Annotated in this window: 23 protein-coding genes and 1 pseudogene; 8 read left to right on the top strand and 16 right to left on the bottom strand. The window is 54.0% G+C overall.

Going from position 1 to position 22243, the window contains the following annotated elements; all coding sequences use genetic code 11:
- Window positions 1-90 precede the first annotated feature (90 nt).
- The gene (locus CA948_RS04290) at window positions 91-1017 is read right to left on the bottom strand and encodes a carbohydrate kinase family protein (protein WP_108727419.1); all 927 of its coding nucleotides are present in this window, start codon (window positions 1015-1017) and stop codon (window positions 91-93) included.
- A gap of 270 nt (window positions 1018-1287) precedes the next feature.
- Here CA948_RS04290 and CA948_RS04285 point away from each other — a divergent pair, with 270 nt between their 5' ends.
- Entirely contained in the window at window positions 1288-1581 is a 294-nt protein-coding gene (locus CA948_RS04285; RefSeq protein WP_003800394.1) for a hypothetical protein, read from the top strand.
- A 39-nt stretch (window positions 1582-1620) separates the two neighbouring features.
- Here the strand turns inward: CA948_RS04285 and CA948_RS04280 are convergent, their stop codons facing one another.
- From CA948_RS04280 to CA948_RS04255, 6 genes are all read right to left on the bottom strand, one after another.
- Window positions 1621-1860 (bottom strand): putative hemolysin, encoded by a 240-nt coding sequence (locus CA948_RS04280; RefSeq protein ID WP_094196571.1) that lies wholly within the window; start codon window positions 1858-1860, stop codon window positions 1621-1623.
- Between the two features lie 45 nt (window positions 1861-1905).
- On the bottom strand, window positions 1906-2361 hold the full coding sequence (locus tag CA948_RS04275) for a WG repeat-containing protein (RefSeq protein WP_238988652.1): 456 nt from the start codon (window positions 2359-2361) through the stop codon (window positions 1906-1908).
- Window positions 2362-2452: 91 nt separating this feature from the next.
- Window positions 2453-3211, bottom strand: coding sequence for a class I SAM-dependent methyltransferase (locus CA948_RS04270; protein ID WP_108727418.1), 759 nt, complete (start codon window positions 3209-3211; stop codon window positions 2453-2455).
- A gap of 15 nt (window positions 3212-3226) precedes the next feature.
- Complete coding sequence (locus tag CA948_RS04265) at window positions 3227-3679, bottom strand: NfeD family protein (RefSeq protein WP_108727417.1); 453 nt, start codon at window positions 3677-3679, stop codon at window positions 3227-3229.
- Between the two features lie 23 nt (window positions 3680-3702).
- Window positions 3703-4629 carry an SPFH domain-containing protein gene (locus CA948_RS04260; RefSeq protein WP_094196568.1) on the bottom strand — a complete coding sequence of 309 codons (927 nt, stop codon included), beginning with the start codon at window positions 4627-4629 and terminating at the stop codon, window positions 3703-3705.
- 170 nt (window positions 4630-4799) lie between these two features.
- Window positions 4800-5594: a hypothetical protein gene (locus CA948_RS04255; RefSeq protein ID WP_108727416.1), complete on the bottom strand. Its 795-nt coding sequence runs from the start codon at window positions 5592-5594 to the stop codon at window positions 4800-4802.
- A 195-nt stretch (window positions 5595-5789) separates the two neighbouring features.
- Between CA948_RS04255 and CA948_RS04250 the strand changes: the two genes are divergently transcribed.
- From CA948_RS04250 to CA948_RS04235, 4 genes are all read left to right on the top strand, one after another.
- Window positions 5790-6119, top strand: a complete 330-nt coding sequence (locus CA948_RS04250; RefSeq protein WP_094196567.1) for a DHCW motif cupin fold protein — start codon at window positions 5790-5792, stop codon at window positions 6117-6119.
- A 571-nt stretch (window positions 6120-6690) separates the two neighbouring features.
- The gene (locus CA948_RS04245; protein WP_094196566.1) at window positions 6691-8028 is read left to right on the top strand and encodes a uracil-xanthine permease family protein; all 1338 of its coding nucleotides are present in this window, start codon (window positions 6691-6693) and stop codon (window positions 8026-8028) included.
- Between the two features lie 11 nt (window positions 8029-8039).
- Entirely contained in the window at window positions 8040-9458 is a 1419-nt protein-coding gene (locus CA948_RS04240; RefSeq protein ID WP_094196565.1) for an amidohydrolase family protein, read from the top strand.
- The gene (locus tag CA948_RS04235) at window positions 9455-10159 is read left to right on the top strand and encodes a sulfite exporter TauE/SafE family protein (RefSeq protein WP_094196564.1); all 705 of its coding nucleotides are present in this window, start codon (window positions 9455-9457) and stop codon (window positions 10157-10159) included. Before CA948_RS04240 ends, CA948_RS04235 begins: the two co-directional genes overlap by 4 nt.
- Here CA948_RS04235 and CA948_RS04230 read toward each other — a convergent pair.
- The 9 genes and pseudogenes from CA948_RS04230 to CA948_RS04190 form a co-directional block, all read right to left on the bottom strand.
- Window positions 10156-11193 (bottom strand): LacI family DNA-binding transcriptional regulator, encoded by a 1038-nt coding sequence (locus CA948_RS04230; protein WP_094198335.1) that lies wholly within the window; start codon window positions 11191-11193, stop codon window positions 10156-10158. The genes CA948_RS04235 and CA948_RS04230 overlap by 4 nt on opposite strands.
- A gap of 252 nt (window positions 11194-11445) precedes the next feature.
- Window positions 11446-11904, bottom strand: coding sequence for a PEGA domain-containing protein (locus CA948_RS04225; RefSeq protein WP_094196563.1), 459 nt, complete (start codon window positions 11902-11904; stop codon window positions 11446-11448).
- A gap of 583 nt (window positions 11905-12487) precedes the next feature.
- Window positions 12488-13108, bottom strand: a complete 621-nt coding sequence (locus CA948_RS04220; protein WP_094196562.1) for a LysE family translocator — start codon at window positions 13106-13108, stop codon at window positions 12488-12490.
- Between the two features lie 196 nt (window positions 13109-13304).
- Window positions 13305-13682: a cell envelope protein SmpA gene (locus CA948_RS04215; RefSeq protein ID WP_108728705.1), complete on the bottom strand. Its 378-nt coding sequence runs from the start codon at window positions 13680-13682 to the stop codon at window positions 13305-13307.
- Window positions 13683-13826: 144 nt separating this feature from the next.
- Window positions 13827-15147: pseudogene (locus CA948_RS04210) on the bottom strand (MFS transporter).
- Window positions 15148-15217: 70 nt separating this feature from the next.
- On the bottom strand, window positions 15218-15988 hold the full coding sequence (locus tag CA948_RS04205; protein WP_108727415.1) for a 1,6-dihydroxycyclohexa-2,4-diene-1-carboxylate dehydrogenase: 771 nt from the start codon (window positions 15986-15988) through the stop codon (window positions 15218-15220).
- Between the two features lie 64 nt (window positions 15989-16052).
- A complete protein-coding gene (gene benC / locus CA948_RS04200) occupies window positions 16053-17060 on the bottom strand; it encodes a benzoate 1,2-dioxygenase electron transfer component BenC (protein ID WP_108727414.1) in 1008 nt (335 codons plus the stop codon).
- Between the two features lie 15 nt (window positions 17061-17075).
- A complete protein-coding gene (gene benB, locus CA948_RS04195; protein ID WP_108727413.1) occupies window positions 17076-17564 on the bottom strand; it encodes a benzoate 1,2-dioxygenase small subunit in 489 nt (162 codons plus the stop codon).
- A gap of 3 nt (window positions 17565-17567) precedes the next feature.
- On the bottom strand, window positions 17568-18920 hold the full coding sequence (locus tag CA948_RS04190; RefSeq protein ID WP_108727412.1) for a Rieske 2Fe-2S domain-containing protein: 1353 nt from the start codon (window positions 18918-18920) through the stop codon (window positions 17568-17570).
- 445 nt (window positions 18921-19365) lie between these two features.
- On the opposite strand from CA948_RS04190, the gene CA948_RS04185 reads away from it, so the two are divergent.
- From CA948_RS04185 to CA948_RS04175, 3 genes are all read left to right on the top strand, one after another.
- Window positions 19366-20298, top strand: a complete 933-nt coding sequence (locus CA948_RS04185; RefSeq protein ID WP_094198333.1) for a LysR family transcriptional regulator — start codon at window positions 19366-19368, stop codon at window positions 20296-20298.
- 259 nt (window positions 20299-20557) lie between these two features.
- Window positions 20558-20965 carry a PaaI family thioesterase gene (locus CA948_RS04180; protein WP_094196556.1) on the top strand — a complete coding sequence of 136 codons (408 nt, stop codon included), beginning with the start codon at window positions 20558-20560 and terminating at the stop codon, window positions 20963-20965.
- A gap of 156 nt (window positions 20966-21121) precedes the next feature.
- Window positions 21122-22234: an aromatic ring-hydroxylating oxygenase subunit alpha gene (locus CA948_RS04175; protein ID WP_238988651.1), complete on the top strand. Its 1113-nt coding sequence runs from the start codon at window positions 21122-21124 to the stop codon at window positions 22232-22234.
- Window positions 22235-22243 lie beyond the last annotated feature (9 nt).

Genomic DNA, 22243 nt, shown 5'->3' with positions numbered 1-22243 from the left:
TCACCAGTAGATATAAACCGACAATAATGACAGTGACAGCCATCTCCCCTTCCTTTGCGATTGTTTTTACTGTGTTCTTTTATTCAATACTCACCAAGCCAGAACGTCATCCGCGCTTTGCCCGAACATAGGCGGAAACGTATTGGCCGCCCACTGTTCCAACCTTGCTGCCGCTGCCTGGTTGGCCAAATCCAGGGCCTCTAGCGGTTTCAGCCCCCGTTTCCAGGCCAAGGCAAAGTTGGACAGAAACGCATCCCCGGCCCCAACTGTTGAACGCACCATGACTTTACTGGCAGGCTGCACATAATGTTGTCCATTAAAAGCCAATACCGCCCCCTGCACACCCAAGGTAATCAGCACAGCTTGTTGGGGATGATGTTGCAAACGCGTGGCCAGCTCGCACGCTTGATGAATGGATAATTCCAGCTCAATATCGGTATCCTTAACACCTGCCAACATTTGGGCCTCTACTGCATTTAAACCGAGCACATCGGCACGCGCGCAAACTTGCTGAAATCCAAGTCCTTGATGCTGCAAACAAGCCACACTGGGATTGACCACCAAACAAGCTGACGTCTCGCTTCTTTCAGCTAAGGCCTGCGCCAAACTTTCCATAGGCTGCAAGGCAACAGGGGCCACGTAGATCAAGTCTGCTTGCAGATCTTGAGCCTGAACACGCAAGCAGGCATTGGCACCTCGTCGGGCCAGCACCGAAGCACTTCCGGAAGGCCCTACCAGAACAATGGCTTTACCTGTAGGTTGATCAGGGCAGCGCTGCATACTGCTGACATCAATACCTAGTTGCTCAATATGGGTTCGCAAACAGCCGCCTAGGCCATCTCGACCCAGCGCCCCCAAGAGTCGAACCGACTCGCCTTGCTCCATAAAACTGGCTGTCGCATTTAGTGCACCGCCGCCTGGATACAAGTCGATCGAACCCACTTCCTGCTTGTCGCCACGCGCCAGCTCGGCTGGCATGCCAGAGACCACAATATCAACGGTAATACTGCCAATCACGACAAGCTGCACCCTGAACCTCGGCAATGAAAAAAGAGAGCGGAAATCTGTTTGGAACAGTATACCCACGGGCTAGAACGGGTAGTCCCTGGTAGAACATCAACGCTGGGCAGTCGGCCAGAGCCCAGCAACCGTGCGACCTGGTTCCAGCAGCACAAAAACGTCAAAGAAGTGAACTAACAATTCATGCTGCAGATATCACAAAAATCTGGCTCAAGATAAAAAGGCATGCTAAATTACTGTTCATCCATACAGCAAAAAAGAAGCATCATGTCCTATACCATTACTTTGCACGACGCTCCTTCCGATATCACCGAACGCGGCCGCCGCGAGGCTGAGGAGCGTTTTCGCCGCAGCTTAGAAAAAGTCATGCAAGGCCCGGAGGCTGTGGTCCAGGCCTATCGAGCCTGGCAATTGGCCGAAGAAACGGCAGAGACGGAGTTATCCGGCGAGGACATTGCCCTGGCCAAGAAATGGATTGCCGCTGCCACGCGCGCCATGAGTGACGGCTTTCGCGATCTGGGCGAGTCTGAAGCGTACTTTGAAGTCCGCATCGAACGCTGACAAAAAAGCCAGCTTTTCGCTGGCTTTTACTCTCTGGCTTCAGGACTTTGCTGAAGGGTGGTCACGACGCATCAGCTCCCACTCCTCAATCACCGTACCATCCGGCAAGGTGCACATGCCCACTTGCCCAGTTGGTGTATTGACGATCTCCAATCGCCCACCCTTCTCCACGCAATAAGCCGAAGCCGGGTTGGCCATACCCACAGGTGGCTGTGTCGAGGCTTGATTCGCGCAAGCAGACAAAACGCCAACCAGTCCCAAGATTCCCCATTTTTTCATCGTGCTCTCCGGATATGTTCTGTCCTGCAGTGTACTGTGTACAGGCTAGTTCTCAGGCTGATCTTGTAATGCAGTCAAAGGATTGGCAATGGTTTCCCAATGCTGACAGCGAACCGAGCGGTGCTCGCCTTCAGGGATGAGCTTGCAGTTCATGCCAACCTTGGCTTTACCATGCACAAAAGGAAAGGCGAAATCGTAACGCGCCGGTATCCAGACTTTCAGGGATTGATCGTGAAAACCCATCTTCCCCTTGGCGACGAAACGGGCCAGACCTTCTTCAAAATAATCAGGGCCATTGTCGTAAATAAAGGGACGTAACACTGCTGCGCCCTTTTCATTCACATAAACCCAGCCTTGCTCATCTTGCGTCAGGCTCAGCCCTTGTGCGGCGGGACTGAATACAGGCAGTAGAGCCAGTATGAAAGCGGACAGGGCTGAAATAACCCGACACCCGAATCCAGCTTGCGGCCCTGTCATTGCCGGTGCAGCACCAGCATTCACGTATGGGCCTATACCCTTGTCCCTAGCAGACACAGTGCCCACCTTAGTCACCACACTAATACGATTACTGGCACCAAGCTCAGCCCCAGCCTTACAGCTTGCGCGCTTCAAAGGAAATAATCCCGTCCATATCCTGAGGCGTCTTGCCATATTGATACCCACCGGAGATAACAATCTCACCAAAGCCCAACTGCTCCAGCGCCATGCGCAGTTCCTGAACGCCCCACCAACGTAGCGAGAACTGTTCCAGTTGGGTTTCCAGCAAGACACCATGCTCCCATAATTCGTAGCGATGCATTTCACGGCTTACCTGGGCACAGTAATCTTTATCCAGAGCAGTGGCATTGAGGGTAATCAGCCCATGCGGCGGTGCCGACCAGGTCCGCATTCCGGGCTGCACATTCACAATCGCCGCCACCGGGTCCAGATCCAGCAACAGCCGTCCACCTGGCTTCAAGCACGCATGAAAACGGCGTAGCGCGGCCATGCCTTGCTCAAACGAATCCAGTAGTTGAAAAGAGCCGGCCGGCACCACGATCGCCTCCAAAAGACGATCTGCCGTGAAATCCGTAAACCCTGCCAGTTGAAGCGGCGAGTTCAAAGACCGCAGTTCCAGTTCACGCTGGCAGTAATCCAGCATTTCCTGGGACAGATCGAAGCCGCTGACATCCAGCCCTGCTTGCAGCAAGGGAATCAAAATGCGGCCTGTGCCTACTGCGGGCTCCAGAATTGGCCCGCTTGTGCCATGCAAACGCTCCAGGTAGTACTCCACATCCCCGAAAGAGCGTCCTACCGGCTTGTCCAGGTGATACACCAAGGAAGCCAGCTTGCCGTAGCGATTGTTCATCATTGTTCTTACACCCTACTATTTATCTTGCTCAACAGCCTGAACACGCATTTCAGCGCCGTCCACTGCCAACACCACAACTACAGCGCCCTGTTCCAGATTCTGGGTCGCAGTGGCACTGTAATAACTATCGTTAAGCCGAATACGCCCACGGCCACTCACAAAACTTTCGCTGACCTGCGCATGGGCGCCAACGTAAGCACTCAAGCCGGTATTGACAATGTCAGGCTGATTGGCCCGGCTGCGTCGCTGCCAACGCACACCGACCACGACCCATCCCAGCATGGCAACAGCCAGAATCAACCACTGCAACCAGTTGGGGGCATCCGGCCAGGCAGCCGCAAACAAGCCCACCGTCAAGGCTCCCAGACCCAGCCAAAGCAAATAGACACCGGAGATCACGACCTCGGCAGCGATCAGCACGACGCCAGACACCAACCAATACCAGAAGGAATCAAAAATGAACGACAAGATCAGCTCCCCCAGCTATTCACTTAGCTTTGTCCCAGCTTGCTGCCGGTGGTCTTGAGCAGCTCGGTCACGCCCGCCACCGCACCCGTAATGCCGCTAGCCTCCAAAGGCATCAGCACCAGCTTGCTGTTAGGACCCGTACCCACATCACGCAAGGCTTCCACGTACTTCAGGCCGACAAAGTATTGCAAGGCCTGAACGTCACCACTCTTGATGGCGTCAGACACTTCGCGGGTTGCACGGGCTTCGGCCTCGGCTTCACGCTCACGTGCTTCGGCACGCAAGATAGCGGCTTGTTTTTCACCTTCAGCACGCAATACGGCCGCTTGCTTTTCACCTTCGGCTTGCAGCACTTCCGCTTCTTTCTGGCCGCTGGCCTTGGTCACGGCTGCACGACGATGGCGCTCTGCCGTCATCTGCAGATTCATGGCTTCTTGCAACTCGGGCGCCATATTCAAATCGCGGATTTCCACACGGGTGACTTTCACTCCCCAAGGTGTGGTGGCCGCATCCACTGCCGCCAGCAAACGATCGTTAATGACTTCGCGGTTGGACAACATATGATCCAGTTCCATCGAACCCAGAACCGAACGCAGGTTCGTGGTCGTCAGATTCACAATAGCCAGTTCCAGGTGATCAATTTCATAGGCTGCCTGGGCCGCATTGTCGATACGATAAAACACCACACCGTCCGCTGTCACAGCCACGTTGTCGCGGGAAATCACACTTTGTGAAGGCACATCCAGCACAGACTCCATCATTTTGAGTTTGCGGCCCACGCGGTCCATAAAAGGCACCAGCAAAGACAGGCCTGGCGTCAGAGTGCGGGTGTAGCGACCAAAACGCTCCACCGTCCATTGCTGGCCCTGGGGCACAACTTTGACCCCTGCCATCACCACGACCACAGCCAGAAACGCCAACACCATCACAAAAGTAAAGGAGCCACTCATGTCGATACCCTCTCCAAGAACACAACTGAAAAAGCGATTTTAGCCCAGCCTTAATGACAGATCCGCTAAAACGGATGTTTGACCACCCCGCAGCCTCTCTCAGTGCTGTTCGAACTGAACCGCGATGAAAAGAGCGCTCATACCAATCAAAAGAAAGAAACGATCAAGCCTTAGTACCGTGGTGGGGGCGCGTAGTGTCCACCGCTCTTATCGGCAGGAAAAGGATTGGGCGACTGCACGGCAGGTTGAGCCGGAGTCACCGGGCGCACTTCGTAAAGCACCGTACCGATCACACCGATATTGCGTGTATCACCCGCCAGGCTGTTTGCGGCATAAGCCCGATCCTTGGGAGAGAAACGAAACGCCGCCACTTCATCAGCACTTTTACGAAAGCCTTCGATGCGCAACACGGCCCCTGCCTGCAAGAGATAGCCATTATGGCTGCGGCTACCCGCCTTTCCCGACAAGACATCCAGACCATCTACCGTGGCAATGATTTCATAAGGCGTCGCGCTGCGATTGGTATAGACCAGGACGTAACGCTCGCCTGATTTGCCTGCCAATTGATAGTTCTTCTGCCCAATGCGGCTGTAAATAGTCAAAGGCCTGTCGCGTCCATCATGGATAGACAGCTCCACCTTGCCTTGATCGAGCAAGATGCTGCGCTGGGCATCCAGGTTCTGTCCCAACGCCTGGCGAATACTGCGCTCATCGGAATAAGCCAATTGCAGCTCATCGCGCTGCGGCTCGACGCGTTGGGCTGGAACAGCGTAGGCTCGTGACTCGCGCCCCTCTCCCCACTGCGTACCCAAGGTTGAGGCTATTTGCGGTACTGAGGCCAATACCGCCTCACGCTGTGCCGACTGCTCAGGCAAACTACTGCACGCCGATAGCAAGAAGGCAGCGGCCAACACGCTCCAGCGTCGACGATGGTGTGCAGATAATAATGATTGAGACAGACTCATACGCTTCCCCTTTTATTAATACAAGAGCCATGAAGAGCCCCTGTTGAGCGCGAGTATTCCTGATCTTTACGCGTTTGTGCCGTCAGCAAATTTCTAAATTGAAATTGCCTGTATCAAGACAAAATACTAAGGAGACAAACCAGGCCCCGCAAACAGGCCTACTATGAACATCATCCCTTCAAGCGAGCCACGAGCATGGATATTCAGAATTTACCTTTTTGCACCGTTAACTGGTCCGACATTACTCCCACTGAACACAAAGGCGAAACAGGCATGGCCTTGTGGCGCACCCAGCAATTTGGCCCCATTCGCGTACGCATGGTGGAATACAGCCCCGGTTATCTGGCCGATCACTGGTGTGTAAAAGGCCATATGTTGTTGTGCCTGGAAGGCACGCTGGAGACAGAACTAGAAGACGGACGTCGCTTCACCCTGGAGCCGGGCCAGTCCTACCATGTGGCCGATAATGCCGAACCGCACCGTTCCTCCACCCAGACGGGCGCCAAGCTCTACATCGTGGATTGACGCCTATTACGTAAAAACATCCTTTGGGCGGTCGTGCCTGACTGCTTGAAGGGTGAGCCATCCCTACTGTTCAGACGCTCTTTCGTGTCGTCTACGCTTCACGGCCCCTCCCCCTACCGTTTTCCATACCCACTATGGCCAAGTCTCTGATGACTTCGGCTCTCCTCATGCCGCTTCCTGCCTCTACATCAGATCGCTTGGTTCCCTGCTAAGCGACCCTCATCCGGCTTGCTAGGACACATAGAAGTGCTGGCCTTGAACCACGCTAACAAACGCAGCCTCTAGCTCACTGCGAGCTGCCTGATCTCCACATCTGCCTCTGCCTCTGCCTCTGCCTCTGCCTCTGCCTCTGCCTCTGCCTCTGCCTCTGCCTTCAACAGGCTATTTCAGCGTAGCGAAATAATCCTTATTTGATTTCAACATCGACTTTTCGGAAAGGCCAAAATACACTACCAAAACGTTTTGGTTGAACGTAAAACTTAAAACCAAATCGTTTTACTTATCACGCAACAAAAACCAAAAGGCTGCGGCAGGCTCTTGAGAGACTAGCAACGCAGCACAGGAGACACGGATGAAAGACACCCCCACTGCGCAAGTGGATGAGCTGTACTCCCCCCAGCGCATGATTGCCTTCGGACTGCAACACGTATTGGTCATGGCCGCCTCACCCATCGCGGCTGTGTTCTTGATGAGCAAGGCCCTAGGCTTTGATACGGCACTGACCACTGAACTGCTTAGCGCCACTTTTCTGGTTTGTGGCATAGGCACCTTGATCCAATCCTTCGGTCCGGCCGGCATAGGCGCCAAGCTGCCTTTTGTGATGCTGCCCGGTGGCGCGCCCATCATCTTGTTCATTTTGATCGCACAACAAACCGATCTGCCCACCGCCTCGGGCGCGGTGATTCTGTCCGCCCTGCTGTACTTCCTGATCGTCCCTATCTTCAAACGCTTTTTGCGTTATTTCCCATCGCTGGTGATCGGCATCATGCTCTTGCTGGTTGCCATCAACCTGGCGCAGATCTCCGGCAAGCTGATTGCCGGCACGCCCGGTACGGCCAATTTCGGCAATACCGACAATTTGCTGCTGGCCCTGATCACTATTGCGTCTACGGTGCTATTTGCCCGTTTGCTCAAGGGAATGTGCCGCCAGTTGGCGATCTTGCTGGGCTTGATGGTGGGCGCCTTGTCCGCTGCCTTGATGGGCGACATCAGCTTGAGCGGTGTGGGCAGTGGCTCACTGTTGGCCCTGCCGTCCCCCTTCCCCTTTGGCCCTCCCAAGTTTGATCTGATTGCCGCTTTGCCGCTGCTGCTGTTCACCTTGATTTCCATGGTTGAAGCCACTGGCCAGACCATTGCCTTGAATGAAGTCCTAGGCAAAGAAGGGGAAGCCGAGCAACAGGCGCAAGTCCCCAATACGATCCGTGGCGACGGACTGGCGTCTTTGCTGGGTGGCATTTTCGGGACCTCGCTGATCATTACCAGCGGCGAGAACATCGGCATCATCCGCGCCACCCAAGTGCGTTCCCGCTATGTCACGGCGGTAGGTGGGCTGTTCCTGATTCTGTTTGGTGTGTTCTCGCCCCTGTCCGCGCTGATCAGCGTCATCCCAGCCTCTGTCATTGGCGCAACCGGCCTGGTGGTCTTTGCCATCGTGGGCACCATGGGCATAGATATGTTGCGCAAAGTAGACCTGCGCGGTCATGCCGCCATGTATGTGGTTGCCACGGCCTTGGCCGTGGGCTTGCTGCCCATCGTTGTCCCCGGCATCTACGACCAACTTCCTTCGCAACTGCGTTTGCTCTTGTCCAACGGCGTTGCCATGGGCGCTCTGACGGCGGCTGTCCTGAACTATCTGTTCATTCACGTCGGCCAGCGTTCCCCCAAAACCGCCCCCCTTCAACATTCTTGATGAGCTGTGCCATGAATCACGCTTCTTTATTCCAATCCCATGAGCTGGCTCAGGCCCGCATTCTGGAGCCTGAACATCTCTTGTTGCCGCAAGGCCCCGTCAGCGGACACGCTGTGCTGATTGAAGAAGGTCGCTTCAGCGATATTGGCACGGTGGAAGAAATTGCCTCCCGTCACCCCGGGCTGCCGCGCCTGAGCTTACCCGGCCATTTGCTGATGCCCGGCTTTGTGGATGCACACCATCACGTCACTCAGTCTTATGGGAAGTCGCTGGTATATGGCGAGCCTTCGGAGATTTTCCGCCGCGTCTGGGTGCCGCTGGAAAGCACTTTGAATGCCCGCCATCTGTATGCGTCCAGCAAGCTGTCTGCCCTGGAAGCCTTGCGGGGTGGATTCACCACGGTTTGTGATGCGGGCACTCGTTCATCCGAGGATCTGGACGCGATTGTGCAAGCCACCACTGACGTAGGCCTACGCTGCGTTCTGGGCCTGATCTGCAACGACAAACACAGCGCGGTACTTTTGGACGCCGAGCCTATTGTGGCTCGCGCCCAGGCCCACCTCCAGCAATGGGAGCACCATGCTTTGATCAGCCCTTCACTGGCCATCTCTATTCCCGAAGCCGCCAGTGATGCCATGTTGCATCGTATCTACTCCATGAGCGAAGAAGCCGGTCGGGTATTCCAGACCCATGCCAACGAGCATCTGGTCGCGGTGGAACGTTCCCTGAATGCTCATGGCCGCCGCCCGATCGAGCATCTGGCTCATATCGGTGCCCTGGGCTCGGCCTCCTTGCTGGCCCATGCCACCTTGGTCACCCCCAGCGAAGTCCGTCTGCTGGCCGACTTGAATGCCGCCGTTTCCTACAACCCAGTTGCCAGCGCCTGGAAAGGCAATGCCGTCGCTCCTGCCGAAGCCATGCGTGTTCAAGGCATCCGTCTGGGCATGGGGACGGACGGCACTCGCAGCGATGCCTTCCGCATGATGGATTATGGCGAGGCCGCACAACGCTTTGCCTTCGGCATGATGGTGGGCGACTCCTCTTGCGGCGCGGGTTGGACCTGGCTGGACATGGCAACCCGTGGCGGTGCCGAGGTCGTGGGCCTGGGTACTCAAACTGGGCAGATTCGAGTGGGTGCGCAAGCTGACTTCCTGGTGCTTGACCTGCAGGTGCCTGAAATGACGCCTTCCTGGGATCTGCCTTGGGAGCTGGTTCGGATTGCCGCCCGCGATCAGATCCGGGCTGTGGTGGTCCAAGGCAAGCTGCGCCTCTGGCAAGGCCAGCCCGTAGATTGGGATCCCCTGCCCTTGCTGGAAGAAGTGCGTGAGTTGGCTCGTCATGCGGTCGCGCAATCAGACATCCGCAAACTGCATGCGCCGTCTACCGAGCACCTGGCTCGTCGCGCAGCACAAGAAAAGGCCTTGGCATGACGGCTGGTTTGCTGATTGCTTTTGCCGCCGTGTTGGCAGGTGCCTTTATCCAGGGAGCCAGCGGCATGGGTTTTGCCCTGATTGTGGTTCCGGTGTTGGCTTTGGTTCATCCCGAAGCCATACCCGGCGCCCTGTTGTTCCTGATGCTGCCACTGAATGCCTATGTTGCCTGGCGTGAACGCGAGGGGATTGATCGCACCGGTGCGGGCTGGATCACCGTCGGACGTTTTGCGGGGACATTTGCCGGTTTGGGGATTTTGCTGGTGCTATCGACTTACTGGTTAAACCAATTTGTCGGCATCAGCACCTTGCTCGCGGTGCTGGCTTCAGTGCTGGCACCCAGCTTCACGCCCGGTAAAAAAGCGTTTATTGCCACAGGCCTGGTCACCGGCATCACTGAAACCGCAACCGGTATTGGTGGCCCACCCTTGGCTCTGGTGTACCAGCATGCCCCCGTCGCGACTCTGCGCTCAACCGTCGCCTTGTGCTTTCTGGTGGGGGAAGTGATCTCGCTGCTCGTGCTGGGCATCTCCGGCGCACTGAAGTGGTCCCACCTGAGCTACGCCGTTTTATGCCTGCCCGCATTGTTATTAGGCATGGGATTAAGCAGCCTGGTTCATCACAGGCTGGATCAACGCCGTCTGCGTATTGGGGTTCTGATATTTGCGACCGTCTCCGGTCTTGCCGTTATGCTGACTTAAACATCCAACTGTGTAGAGGCACGGGCCCTTAGCTCCGGCTTTGGGCCCAACGCCGACAGGCGGCTCTTATCGCCCGACAAATGCTCAAACAGCAGCTCTACCGCCAAGGTCGCCACTTGTTCCAGATGCAGATCCACAGCGGTCAGAGCGGGTTCTGCGGTACGAGCACGCAAACCGTCGTAACGGGTCGCAATCATCACATCTTGCGGGACGCGCAAACCGGCTTGCTGGACCGCGGCCAAAGCGCCCACCGCGAAAGCATCCACAGGCACACATAAGGCATCCGTATCGGGATACTGTGCCAAAAGCCGAGTGCAGGCATCAAACCCACCCGCTTCACCCAAGCTTTCCTCTACCTGCATATAGCGCACCGGCATGGCGTGCGCGGCGGCGAAGTTCTCGTAGGCCTTTTTATGACTGGCATAAGAGTCTCGCGCGGCGCTGCTTTGCACCAAAGCAATACGTCGCCGCCCCTGTTCCCACAAATGGTTCAACAGCAGATGCGCGGTTGCGGTGGACTGTAGATCAATAAAGGGAATGCTGTCCGCAGTGCCACCCTGACGCCCAATCGACACCAAAGCCACGCCACGCTCCTGCAATAAGCGCACATTGGGATCATCCGTCATGGGCTCCAACAAAATCGCCCCATCAATATCCAGCCCCTCCAAAAAGGCCTGGGCATTTTCCAAGGGGGGCACGAACACCAGAGCCAGACCGCGCCTCATGGCCGCTTCGGCCGCAATCCCCGCCACTTCCATCATGAAACCCAAACGCGACACACCGCCCGACACAGCAAACGGCATGGACGATACCAGCGCTATGCTGTTGGCCGCCCCCGAGCGCAAACGCTGCGCCCGCACATTGGGCCGGTAGCCCATATCAGCCGCGATCTGCTTGACCTTGGCACGTGTAAGTGGGTCCACCACACCTCTGTCATTCAAGGCATGCGAGACAGTGGTCAACGACACCCCTGCCGCTTTGGCGACATCGCGGATAGTGATACGACGAGAAGAGATAGCAGATGAACGTGGCAAGGCTGAATCAATCAGAAAAGGGAAAGAGAGAAAAATAGCATAGGCCCTGACGGACTTGTGTACGCGCAACAAGGCTATGAATCCGCCATGCACAGCCGTCAGCTACACAATTTCACAGCCAGTTGCCATCGTGACACCCACAGCCCATGGAAAGGCCAGCAGTAGGTACGGCCCATCAGAACAAGTCTGAAAACCCCTTGATCACGTTTAGTCAGAGGCCATATTACAAGTTAATACCTGCCCAAGGGAGCACTAGCATTTTGATTTCCCCTCCAGCAGGCAATTGGTTTTACGCTGCTCCCGAAGTTGGTCTTGCATCAATCTACGGTTTTCTTCTTGTTGCGCCCGCAGTTGCCGCAAGGTCTGCACCCGCAAACCATAATCCGCATCCTGTGCATAACCGTCTCCCAGGGGACGTTTGGCCATTTGATAGCCAAAAACCGGAATCCGGGGAAGGTGCACCCGATTGCTATACGAGACCCGGTATCCACTGAGCCACTGCGCATAACAAGAGTCTGTATAAAGAACCCCTAGGCGCTTATCGTCATCGCTAAGCGCATAGCGAATAGTCAGTGGGGTCTCACCATAGACGCTGCCATTGCAAACGACAGTGGCTCCTTCGGGGTCGCTATAATAAGTAACGGCGATACTGGAGCAAGCGCCAAGAAGCAGGGGAAAACATAAAACAAACAAGGTCTTGACACCATTCATTCTTTTTCTGCTCCGTATTATTTCAAGCCACCAAGCGCAATAAACCATAATTTAAGGTAGCCCAGTGGGGATTCCCTGTCATAGGCAATTCAGCATTGGAATATTATCAATAAACGACAGGGCAAACCTTAAAATACATCACTATAAAAACCAGAACTCTTGTGCGCCAATGAAAAAGCCGCCCATAGGGCGGCCTGGCTGCTTAATGGTCTCCGCTGTTCTTGGAAGGTTTATATTGAATCGTGTTTACTCGGGAAATCACTGGGCCAGTTCATGGGTATGTCATTCATCTCCAAGCCTCCTGCCATTTAGGTAATAAAAAAGCCTAGAACGAATTTTTATCCTAACAAAAAAATTACAAACTTCAAGCATTAAACAGCATATTCAGTGTTTACCCTGTACAAATAGAAACAGAAGCAAAACAGGCTCTTCACACAGCAACAGGGGATTTTTCAAGTTCTTTGTATTGAATTTAAAAACACCCATAAAAACATGAGACTTGGCCTTGCCAGACCGGTGATAGGCATAAAAAAAGCTCTCGCAAGGAGAGCTCTTTTTCACAGGCCTGGGCGGGCCTGCCGCATCAGGAACGTCGGGCCATGGCCAGGATCACACCAAAACCTATCATCATGCTGCCGCTAATACGGTTCACCCAACGCAGGCCACGCGCATTTTGCATCACGCCTGACAGACGCGTGCCCACATAAGCATAGGCTGCAATCGCGATCACTTCCAGCAGCAGGAAAATCACGCCCTGTGTCAGGAAGCTAGACCAATAATTATTCATATCCACAAACTGCGGGAAAAAAGCAGTGAAGATCAGAATGGCTTTAGGGTTACCCATCGCCACGAAGAACTCCTGGCGTACCAAACCCCAGACATCACTCTTGTTCAGTTTTGTTTGTTCAGCGGACGATTTACCACTGGCACGCAGCACCTTAATGCCCAGCCAAATCAAGTATGCCGCCCCCGCGAACTTGACCACGGTAAAGGCCGTTTCCGAGACCATCAACAAGGTTCCCATCCCCAAGGCTGCCACCACAATCATGATGGCAAAAGCGACCAGACGCCCCATAGCTGCCACCAGGGCAGTCGGTATCCCTTGCTTGGCCCCTACCGTCATGGACAGCAGATTATTGGGACCAAAGGCCATATTCAGGGCAAAACAGGCGGGTAAAAACAACCAGAACACATTAGAACTCATGGCAAACCTAAATACCTCTAGGGGCTTCTCGACAGGATGTCAGCCCTACTTTGACGAAACCAAAGAGTATACCCGTCGACAAAAGCACTGTTTTAACCAGCACTACCTCTTCGGCTATAGGGGTGTCCCCAAAATACAACTACCCATAAAGCAAAAAACCCGCCAAAGCGGGTTTATAAAGAATCCAGCAAACAGTTTATTGTGCTGTTTTTTGTGTCTCTTTAATCAGAGTCATGGAGTTTTCCATCGTCTTCCGACTAATCTCAGCGGCATCGTCTATATAGGTCTGATTACCCCAACGAGTCACTTTCCCCTCTACGAAAGTCACCACTAAACGGTCTTGCGCAAGAGTTTCATTATCAATAGGCGTAAAGCCGATAATCGCCGGGTTCCAGAAAATCCAGCGCTCGCGATCCTCATTTACATCTGTGCGACGTGGCTCGCCCATTACGGCTCGCACTTCCGATTTATTCATCCCAATGGCTAAATCTATCGACTTCCGGTTGTAATCAACACGCGCAGCGCATCCAACCATAAAGACAGATAGCATCACCACGGCTAGCCACTTGAACATATAGACCTCCCCGAAAGTAAAAGTCAAAGCATAACAAAGCACAGGTAATAAGCCTATCAACTCATTATGCTATTGACTCATTTTTTGACTTCCAGCCCTTCAGGTGGCTTTAACAGGATCCTAATTCAGGCTTTACCTCTATTATTACGCCACCGCAGTCAGCGACATTTTGCCTGCCTGACGTAACGACACCATAAACACCAGGAACGCCAACATCGCCACGACACCCGGCACAGCAAAGGCCATGAAGTTCATCTGCAAGGGCAACTTGGCCGCCATCAGCGTGCCGCCCAGGAAAGGCCCGGCAATGGCACCGATGCGCCCCACGCCTGACGCCCAGCCCAAGCCCGAGGAACGCATGGACAGGGGGTAAAACTGTGCCGTATTGGCGTACAGCAGGATCTGCGTACCAATGGTGGTGGCACCAGCAATCACGATCAACACATACAGCACCAGAGTCGGGCTCTTGAAACCCAGCAAGGTAATGGACACCGTCGACACCAGAAAGAACCAGGCGACCACTTTAGGCAAGCTGAAACGATCCCCCAGCCAACCACCCAGAATCGCACCGAACATGCCGCCCAAGTTCAAGGCCACCAGGAAAGACAAGCTGGAACCCAGGCTATAGCCCGCATTGGCCATCAATTTAGGTAGCCAGGAGCCCAGGGCATAGACAGCAGAAAAACGCCACCCAGATCATCAAGGTGCCCAGCAAGCGCCCTTCTTTGACCAGATCCAGCATGGGCACACCCGTCTGTTTCTGTTCATTTAAGGTCAAATTGGTATCTTGAGACACGCCCATTTCAGGGTCCAAGGCCTGCACAATACGACGTGCTTTTTCCTCTTGCCCTTGGCGTATCAAAAACGTCAGCGACTCCGGCAATTTCCAGACAATAAAGGGGAGCAGCAACAGCGGAATAGCCGCGCAGAAAAACATGGACTGCCAGCCAAAGCGCGGCAACATATAGATGCCAATCGCCGCCGACAACAGGCCACCCAATGAATAGCCACTGAACATGATCGCCACCAAGGTACTACGCGAACGTTTAGGCGAATATTCATTCATCAAGGCTACGGCATTGGGCATCAAGCCCCCACAGCCCAAGCCGGCCAGAAAGCGATATACCCCAAACTCGGTTGGTGAGCTGGCAAAGCCATTTAGAAATGTGGCCAGGCTGAACAAGGCAAAGCAGATCGTCACGCCTTTTTTACGGCCAATCCTGTCTGCCAACGGCCCGAACACGAAGGCGCCAAACATCATGCCAAACAAGGCGTAACTACCCAAGGCTCCGGCTTGCACCGGCGTCAAATTCCACTCGTCCATCAGCACCGGCAAGACCACACCGTAAATAAACAAGTCGTAACCATCGAATATCAACAACAAGGCACACAGGCTCATCACCATCCAGTGAAAGCGCCCAAAGCGCGCCTGCTCAATCACTGCATTAACGTCTACTGTTTTCATGATTTGTCTCCCCCATATGGAGTTTTTTGTGTTGATGTCATTCGCTGTACCAGCCGCCTGCATCGCTTGATCAGCCCTGATCGCCGCCTCCTACTGGCAAGACAGTGCCGGTGATATACGACGCCTCGTCCGAGGCCAAAAACAAAATGCTGGCGGCCTGTTCATCCAGGTTGCCGTAACGCTTCATCAAACTGCTGGCCACGGTTTGATCCACAATCTGCTGATACCAGATCGCTTCCTGGGGATCTTCTTGGGTCTGGGTATTGCGGGGAATGCGCCGTGGCGGTGCCTCGGTTCCGCCGGGTGAGACGGCATTGACCCGAATGCCGCGCTGGGCATTCTCAAACGCCAAGGAGGCGGTCAAGGCATTGACGCCGCCTTTGGCCGCCGCATAAGGCACGCGGTTGATGCTGCGGGTCGCAATCGAGGACACATTCACAATGGCCCCGCTGCCCTGCTTCTGCATGCTGGGCAACACGGCATGACAGGACCACAGGGTTGGAAACAGAGAACGACGAATCTCGGCTTCGATCTGCGGCGGCGTGTAGTGTTCGTAAGGACGCGTCCAGATCGTACCGCCGACGTTATTGATCAAAATATCAATACGCCCCCACTTATCCAGTGCCGCCTGGGCCGCGGCCTGCGCACCCTCAACGGTTTCCAAATCCACTTCCAGCGTCAAGACCGCCTCGTCGGCCAGTTCCCGCACCAGTTCCGAACGGTCTACCGCCAACACCCAAGCCCCTTCGGCCTGCAAGCGCTCGGCAACGCGACGGCCAATGCCTTGGGCCGCGCCCGTCACAATGGCCACTTTTTGATGAAAACGCACAGGCGCAGTCATGATCTTTCCTTATAGGAATCATCCAGCACAGCACGCCCCGAAAAGGGGCGCCGCTTGAATGCATTTATTGGCTGGTGATGAATTTTTCGTAGTAGAAATTCGCGGGAGCATGAGCTTGGGCATCAATGAACTGGCTGACGGCATCCACCATGGGTGGCGGCCCGCACAGGTACACATCCACCTGTCCTTCATACCAATGCGCCAGATCCAGATGCTGAGTCACGTAGCCTTTGCGTTCGTGGCGGGATTCTGGGTCCACCACGCAGGTGAGGTAGCTGAATCCGGGCAAGCGCTGGGTATAGGAATCCAGCTCAGCCAGCATCACCAGATCCTGATCACGCGTGACGCCATAGACCAGATGCACAGGCTGCGTACAGCCTTGCCGGACCAGGACTTCCAACATGGACAAGAACGGAGCCAAGCCTGTGCCACCGGCCAGGAACAACAAGGGGCGCGTTACCTGACGCAGATAAAAACTGCCCAAAGGCCCGGTCATTTCCACCTGCTGGCCTAGCGGCTTCGCCGCCAGCCAGGAGCTCATCAGGCCGCCCGGAACCTGCTTGATCAAGAAGCTCAAGCGCGACTGGCCCGGTGCCGAACTGAAGGAGTAAGAGCGATGCGTCTGCCCGCCGGGCACCGTGATATTCGCGTACTGCCCAGGCAGGAAAGGCAAGGCGTCATCAGCCGCATCAATCTTCAGTTCGTAAGCCGCATCCTCATACTGACGGCATTCCGATACCTGCCCCTGCCACTTGACCACGGCGGTCTTGCACACACCCGATGAAATCGGCACGGCAATCACGCAATCCGACTTGGGAATCATCTGGCAAGTCAGAACCAAACCTTTGTCCGCTTCCTCTGGCGTCAGGGCATCCTCGATATAGTCATCGCCCTGCTCATACTGACCACTTTCGGCCTGACATTTACAGGTGCCGCACACCCCGTCCGAGCAATCCATAGGCAGATTGATCTGGTGGCGATACGCGGCATCCAGCACTTTTTCGTGTTCACCACAGTCCACGAAACGGGTGACGCCGTCCTCAAAATTAAGCGCAATACGATAGCTGTTCACGACTGGTTCCCCGTTTTAAATGTGATACACATCAATCACTTGACGGATGTAGTCGTTTTTGAGCACCACCTTCTTTTGCTCAATCAACCAGCCCTGCTCCTGACGTGACAAAGTCAGATAAATCGTGCCGAAGAATTGATCCGTCACCCGGTAGCGATGGTTCAGTGTCAAAAAGTTGTAGCGGACGTCCACCTGCCCCTCACGCTCGGCCAAAATCTCGATATTGCTGAGCATATGAGCGGTACGCGGCTCGGGCGTGGAGGCACCGGAGCGCTCGGTCTTGATGCGGAATACCCGATCCTCCAGACCATTGCGGTTGGGATAAAAAATCAAGGAAATCTCGCTGTGCGGATCTTCGGTCAGTTGATCATCATCGTCCCAGCAAGGCATCCAGTATTGGACGTTAGGGCTATAGCACTCCAGCCATTCATCCCACTGGCGGTCATCCAGAAAACGGGCTTCGCGATACAGAAAAGCGCAAATAGAGTGATAAGTCGCGTTCATGGCTTAGGCCTCCCCGCTTTCTGCGTTCAGTGCCTGGCTCATGGTCTTGGCCCAGTACTCGTGCTGGCAGACAAACAAGCCTTCATCTTCGCTTCGCCCGCCACTGATCAAGGGCTTCATGCCCATGGCGGTAGCGTTCTCGTCCGGGCCTTGCACCCACAAGGGTGCACCTCGGCTCAAGTCATTCCAGGGAGCGGCCATTGCGGCATAGCCTTCCTGACAGGCGCGGAATTCCTCCAGATCGTCTGCCGTCCCCATGCCGGAGACATTAAAAAAGTCTTCGTATTGGCGGATACGGATGGCACGCTGCTCCGCACTTTCACCCTTAGGGCCAAAGCAGTAAATCGTGACTTCTGTCTTGTCCACGCTGATAGGACGCGTTACCCGAATCTGGGTAGAGAACTGGTCCATCAGATACACGTTCGGGTACAGACACAGATTGCGGGTCTGGTTGACGATGAACTCGGCACGTTCCTCGCCCAGACGCTGTTTCAGTTCTTCGCGGTGCTCATAGACCGGGCGCACGGTTGGATTCATGGTCTTGGTCCACAGCAGGATATGGCCGTAATCAAAGCCATACACACCGCCCAGGCTTTTGCTCCAGCCATTCGCATCCACCGCTTGCGTCCCACCCTCCTTGCGGCGCCCCATGGTGGCGGCGTAATTCCAGTGCACGCTACTGACGTGATAGCCGTCCGCCCCGTTTTCCATCTGCAACTTCCAGTTGCCGTCGTAGATATAGGAAGAATTACCGCGCAGCACTTCCAGGCCTTCAGGGGCTTGGTCCACGATCTGGTCGATGATGACCTTGGTTTCACCCAGATACTCGTCCAGAGACACCACATCCGGATTCAGGCTGCCAAACAAAAAGCCACGATAGTTCTCAAAACGCGCGACATGCTTCAAGTCATGCGACCCATCGGTATTGAACTGCTCGGGATACTGGGTGTTTTTCTCGTCCTTGACCTTGAGCAACTTGCCCGCGTTATTGAAGGTCCAGCCATGAAAAGGACAGGTGAAGCTGCCTTTATTGCCATGTTTGCGGCGGCACAGCATGGCGCCCCGGTGAGCACAGGCATTGATAAAGGCATTCAAGCCGCCGTCTTTGCCGCGTGTCAGAAACACGGGCTGGCGGCCAATATAGGTAGTGAAGTAATCATTCACATTGGGCAACTGGCTTTCATGCGCTAGGTAAACCCAATTGCCTTCAAAAATATGCTTCATCTCCAGCTCGAACAGATCCGGATTCGTGAAGATGTCACGACGGCAGCGATACACGCCTGTTTCTTGGTTTTCTTCCAGGGCAGTATCAAGCAAGTGCCTGATATCGTTGGTTTTATCCATAAGGACTGACATGATGTGGCCTTTATGAGAGTTGCAGCCGTCCCTGCCCATGTCCATGAAGACATAGCAAGTACGTGTGATAGAAAAGAAAAATCGCTCCGGATTGAGACCGGACTGGCTCGTGGCAGCGTGTTGCTGGCTTGGCCTTGAGCCTGATTCAAGCCCGACAGGGACAGCATCGGGCTGATCTTGCCCAGCCCGTTTTATCTAACATCCTGGGGCTGTTCTGCATGGCTTTCATTACAGTCTTTAGAGGGGCAGGCTTCCAATACCATATCGGTCCCGCTCCATAGCAAAATGCTATAGTTTGTTTTTTTATTAATAAAATCAGATACTTGCATCACCCACAAAACAAAACCTATCGTTAACCCTAAAGCTTGTCAGGTATATGCTTGAGGCTTGGATGGTCGAGATAGGTGATATATTGGTCCGGGTTTTCTGGACCTGGACCACAGGCATGGACTTGAAACAAATCCGCTATTTTGTTGCGGTCGCCCAAGCGCGCAATTTCACGCGTGCTGCCGAACAGTTACACATCGCCCAACCTGCACTCAGCAGGCAGATCCAGTTGCTCGAACAGGAGCTCAATGTGCTGCTGCTATCACGTGAGAGCCGCCCCCTGCAACTGACCGAGGCAGGCCGCATCTTTTACGAACAATCACTGCAATTGCTCAATCGTGTAGAAGTGATGAAGGCGGCAACCACCGAAGTCGGTCTAAACCAGCGTCCGCAATTGTCGATTGGCTTTGTCGCTTCCACTTTATATGGTGGCCTGCCTATCCTGATTCAGAAGTTTCGCCACGCCTATCCGGATATCCGCTTTCACTTTCTGGAGCTGACCTCCAGCCAGCAAATTGCCGCCTTGCGCGCCGGACGGATTGATATCGCTTTTGGGCGTGTGCGCATCCATGACAGCGCGGTCTGTCGCACCGTTCTGCGTGAAGAACGCCTGGTGCTGGCGATCCCGCCCAAGATTGACTTGGCCAAGGACCGGGGGCCAGTGTCCTTGCAAGTCATCGCTGATCACGCCTTTATTGTGTATCCCAAATCCCCACGCCCCAGCTTTGCCGATCATGTACTGAACATTCTGCACGACAACGCCGTTTTCCCCTCCGAAGTACACGAGGTTAAGGAACTGCAAACGGCCATGGGACTGGTTGCAGGCGGTGTCGGCTTATGCCTGATTCCTTCCGCCGCCCAGATACGCAGCGATCTTGTGTACCGGCTGATTGACGATGAGAAAGTAACCTCGCCCATTATTTTCAGCCACAGAAAAAACGACAACTCCTGGTATATCGCCCAGATGCATGCGTTTATCGAAGAAATGTATGCAGAAAAGCCGCCCTGGCTAATTCCAGGGCACAGTGCTTTGAGCAATGGTCCTGCCTGAATAGCGCGACGAAGTCCAATAGATGCCATATCAGTGTCATATATTATTTAGCTTAAATAATATATGGCGCCTTTCGAAATTAGAGATAAAGGCATTTTAAAAAATAAGCATAAAACCGTAATACAGTTTTAATTACAAAAAAAGTAGGGTTTTCGACTTAGCATTCCGGTTTATCATCTTGCTAAAGTAATAAATAAAAATTGCCCTCAAAAACAACGCGCAAAACCTAACTCAGTATTTTCGGCAAAGGTGCTTATCAATGGACGATATAAAAGCATTTGCTTTAAAAATATTTCAATCACAAGCCTTCAGCCAATTCATCGGCGCTGAGCTGGTGACATGCTCTAAGGACAGCGCCGAACTGGCACTCGCTGTTCAGGATCATCACAAACAGCAACATGGATTTGTTCATGGTGGCGCAATCAGTTACCTGGCGGACAATGCCATCACTTTTGCTGGGGGGCTTGCACTGGGCGGAAACGCGTTAACCGTAGAATTTAAAATCAATTACATCCGGCCAGCGATTGGCACTCGTTTGGTCGCCAAAGCGCAAGCACGTAGTGCAGGAAAGCGCATGGCAATTTGTCAATGCGAGGTTTACGCTATTGATGGCGAGTCCCAAAAACTATGCGCTCTGGCCCAGGGAACAGTGGTTCCGGCCACGTAAACTCCTTGAACTGACTCCCCCCAAAAGCTTGGCTTCATATCAGGGCACGGCGAACAGCGATAGCCCGGTATAAAGGGAAAGATAATGCGGCACGATGCACAGTTACAACTACTGGATACGCTTCTCGCACTTCATCGCACAGGCCGGGATCAGTCCATGCTTGATCGTGTCGTGCAACTTCCTGTGAATATTTATACAGACCCCGATATTCTGGAAAAAGAAACGAGCAGTGTATTTCGGCATTATCCGATGCTGGTTGGACACGCTTCACGCATTCAGGAACCGGGTAGTTATTTACTGAGTGATTGGGATTCATTCCCGTATGTCATCGTGCGAACTCAAGAAGGCCATCTGCGCGGGTTCCTTAATATCTGCCGTCATCGTGGCGCGCGCCTCGTTGCTGGCACGGAACCGTGTCTGAAGGCTTTCGTCTGCCCTTTTCATGGATGGTCCTATGACTTGGACGGCAAGCTTAAAGGAGTGACAAAACCCTATAATTTTCCGGATCTCGATAAGCACGCGTTTTCATTGATCGAACTGCCTGTCGCGGAGCGGGCCGGTCTCATCTGGATTCACCCCACGCCAGGCGCAACGATAAATCTGGAGCACTTTCTTGGCTTTGTCGGCGAGGACCTCGATCATTTCGGCCTGACGGAGCTTGTGCCTTACCGCAAGTCCCAAATTATCAAAGAAGCGAATTGGAAACTGTTGATCAAGACCTATCTTGAAGGCTATCACGTCCCTTATCTTCACCGCGATACGCTGTCACATGCCTTTCGCAAGGGCGTTATCGCCCACCATGAATATGGGCCACATATTCGCTTGGCGGCGGCGCGAACCAACTTTCAGGAAATAGTGAATGTGCAGGCGGACCAGCGGCGTATTCTTGATTTCGCATCGGTTTACTACTCTATTTTCCCGCACGCTTTTTTTATTATGCATCCAGATTACGTGTCCATTAATCTGTTCTATCCAGAGGCACCGAATCGAACCATCTGGACACATGAAATGTTGTATCGGCCCGAGCAGTTTCACGGAGAAGCGGGCATGAAGGCGCTAGAAAAACGTTTCAGCTATACGAATGATGTCGTATTCGATGGAGAGGATTTCGCCATAGCCGAAGGCGTGCAGCGGGGTTTGGTACATGGAGGCAATGTCATGCACACACTAGGGCTCGAAGAGGGGCTGCTGGCCATATTTCAACAAAATATTGAAAATGCGCTCATGGCGCACCCGTCGAGCCCTTTCATTGCCAAAGGGCCCGACTGATGGAAATTC

The sequence above is a fragment of the Alcaligenes aquatilis genome (assembly GCF_003076515.1).
GTDB lineage: Bacteria > Pseudomonadota > Gammaproteobacteria > Burkholderiales > Burkholderiaceae_B > Alcaligenes > Alcaligenes aquatilis.
Note: the sequence above shows the minus strand (reverse complement) of the source record. Positions and strands in the feature narration are given on the sequence as shown.

Coding starts and splice junctions, on each gene's coding strand:
- CA948_RS04220 (WP_094196562.1), bottom strand. CDS start 13,108: ATGAGTTCTAATGTGTTCTGGTTGTTTTTACCCGCCTGTTTTGCCCTG.
- benB (WP_108727413.1), bottom strand. CDS start 17,564: ATGAACGCGACTTATCACTCTATTTGCGCTTTTCTGTATCGCGAAGCC.
- CA948_RS04185 (WP_094198333.1), top strand. CDS start 19,366: ATGGACTTGAAACAAATCCGCTATTTTGTTGCGGTCGCCCAAGCGCGC.
- CA948_RS04255 (WP_108727416.1), bottom strand. CDS start 5,594: ATGAGTCTGTCTCAATCATTATTATCTGCACACCATCGTCGACGCTGG.
- CA948_RS04215 (WP_108728705.1), bottom strand. CDS start 13,682: ATGTTCAAGTGGCTAGCCGTGGTGATGCTATCTGTCTTTATGGTTGGA.
- CA948_RS04190 (WP_108727412.1), bottom strand. CDS start 18,920: ATGTCAGTCCTTATGGATAAAACCAACGATATCAGGCACTTGCTTGAT.
- CA948_RS04235 (WP_094196564.1), top strand. CDS start 9,455: ATGACGGCTGGTTTGCTGATTGCTTTTGCCGCCGTGTTGGCAGGTGCC.
- CA948_RS04250 (WP_094196567.1), top strand. CDS start 5,790: ATGGATATTCAGAATTTACCTTTTTGCACCGTTAACTGGTCCGACATT.
- CA948_RS04270 (WP_108727418.1), bottom strand. CDS start 3,211: ATGATGAACAATCGCTACGGCAAGCTGGCTTCCTTGGTGTATCACCTG.
- CA948_RS04175 (WP_238988651.1), top strand. CDS start 21,122: ATGCTTGATCGTGTCGTGCAACTTCCTGTGAATATTTATACAGACCCC.
- CA948_RS04285 (WP_003800394.1), top strand. CDS start 1,288: ATGTCCTATACCATTACTTTGCACGACGCTCCTTCCGATATCACCGAA.
- CA948_RS04205 (WP_108727415.1), bottom strand. CDS start 15,988: ATGACTGCGCCTGTGCGTTTTCATCAAAAAGTGGCCATTGTGACGGGC.
- CA948_RS04245 (WP_094196566.1), top strand. CDS start 6,691: ATGAAAGACACCCCCACTGCGCAAGTGGATGAGCTGTACTCCCCCCAG.
- CA948_RS04260 (WP_094196568.1), bottom strand. CDS start 4,629: ATGAGTGGCTCCTTTACTTTTGTGATGGTGTTGGCGTTTCTGGCTGTG.
- CA948_RS04225 (WP_094196563.1), bottom strand. CDS start 11,904: ATGAATGGTGTCAAGACCTTGTTTGTTTTATGTTTTCCCCTGCTTCTT.
- CA948_RS04240 (WP_094196565.1), top strand. CDS start 8,040: ATGAATCACGCTTCTTTATTCCAATCCCATGAGCTGGCTCAGGCCCGC.
- CA948_RS04180 (WP_094196556.1), top strand. CDS start 20,558: ATGGACGATATAAAAGCATTTGCTTTAAAAATATTTCAATCACAAGCC.
- CA948_RS04280 (WP_094196571.1), bottom strand. CDS start 1,860: ATGAAAAAATGGGGAATCTTGGGACTGGTTGGCGTTTTGTCTGCTTGC.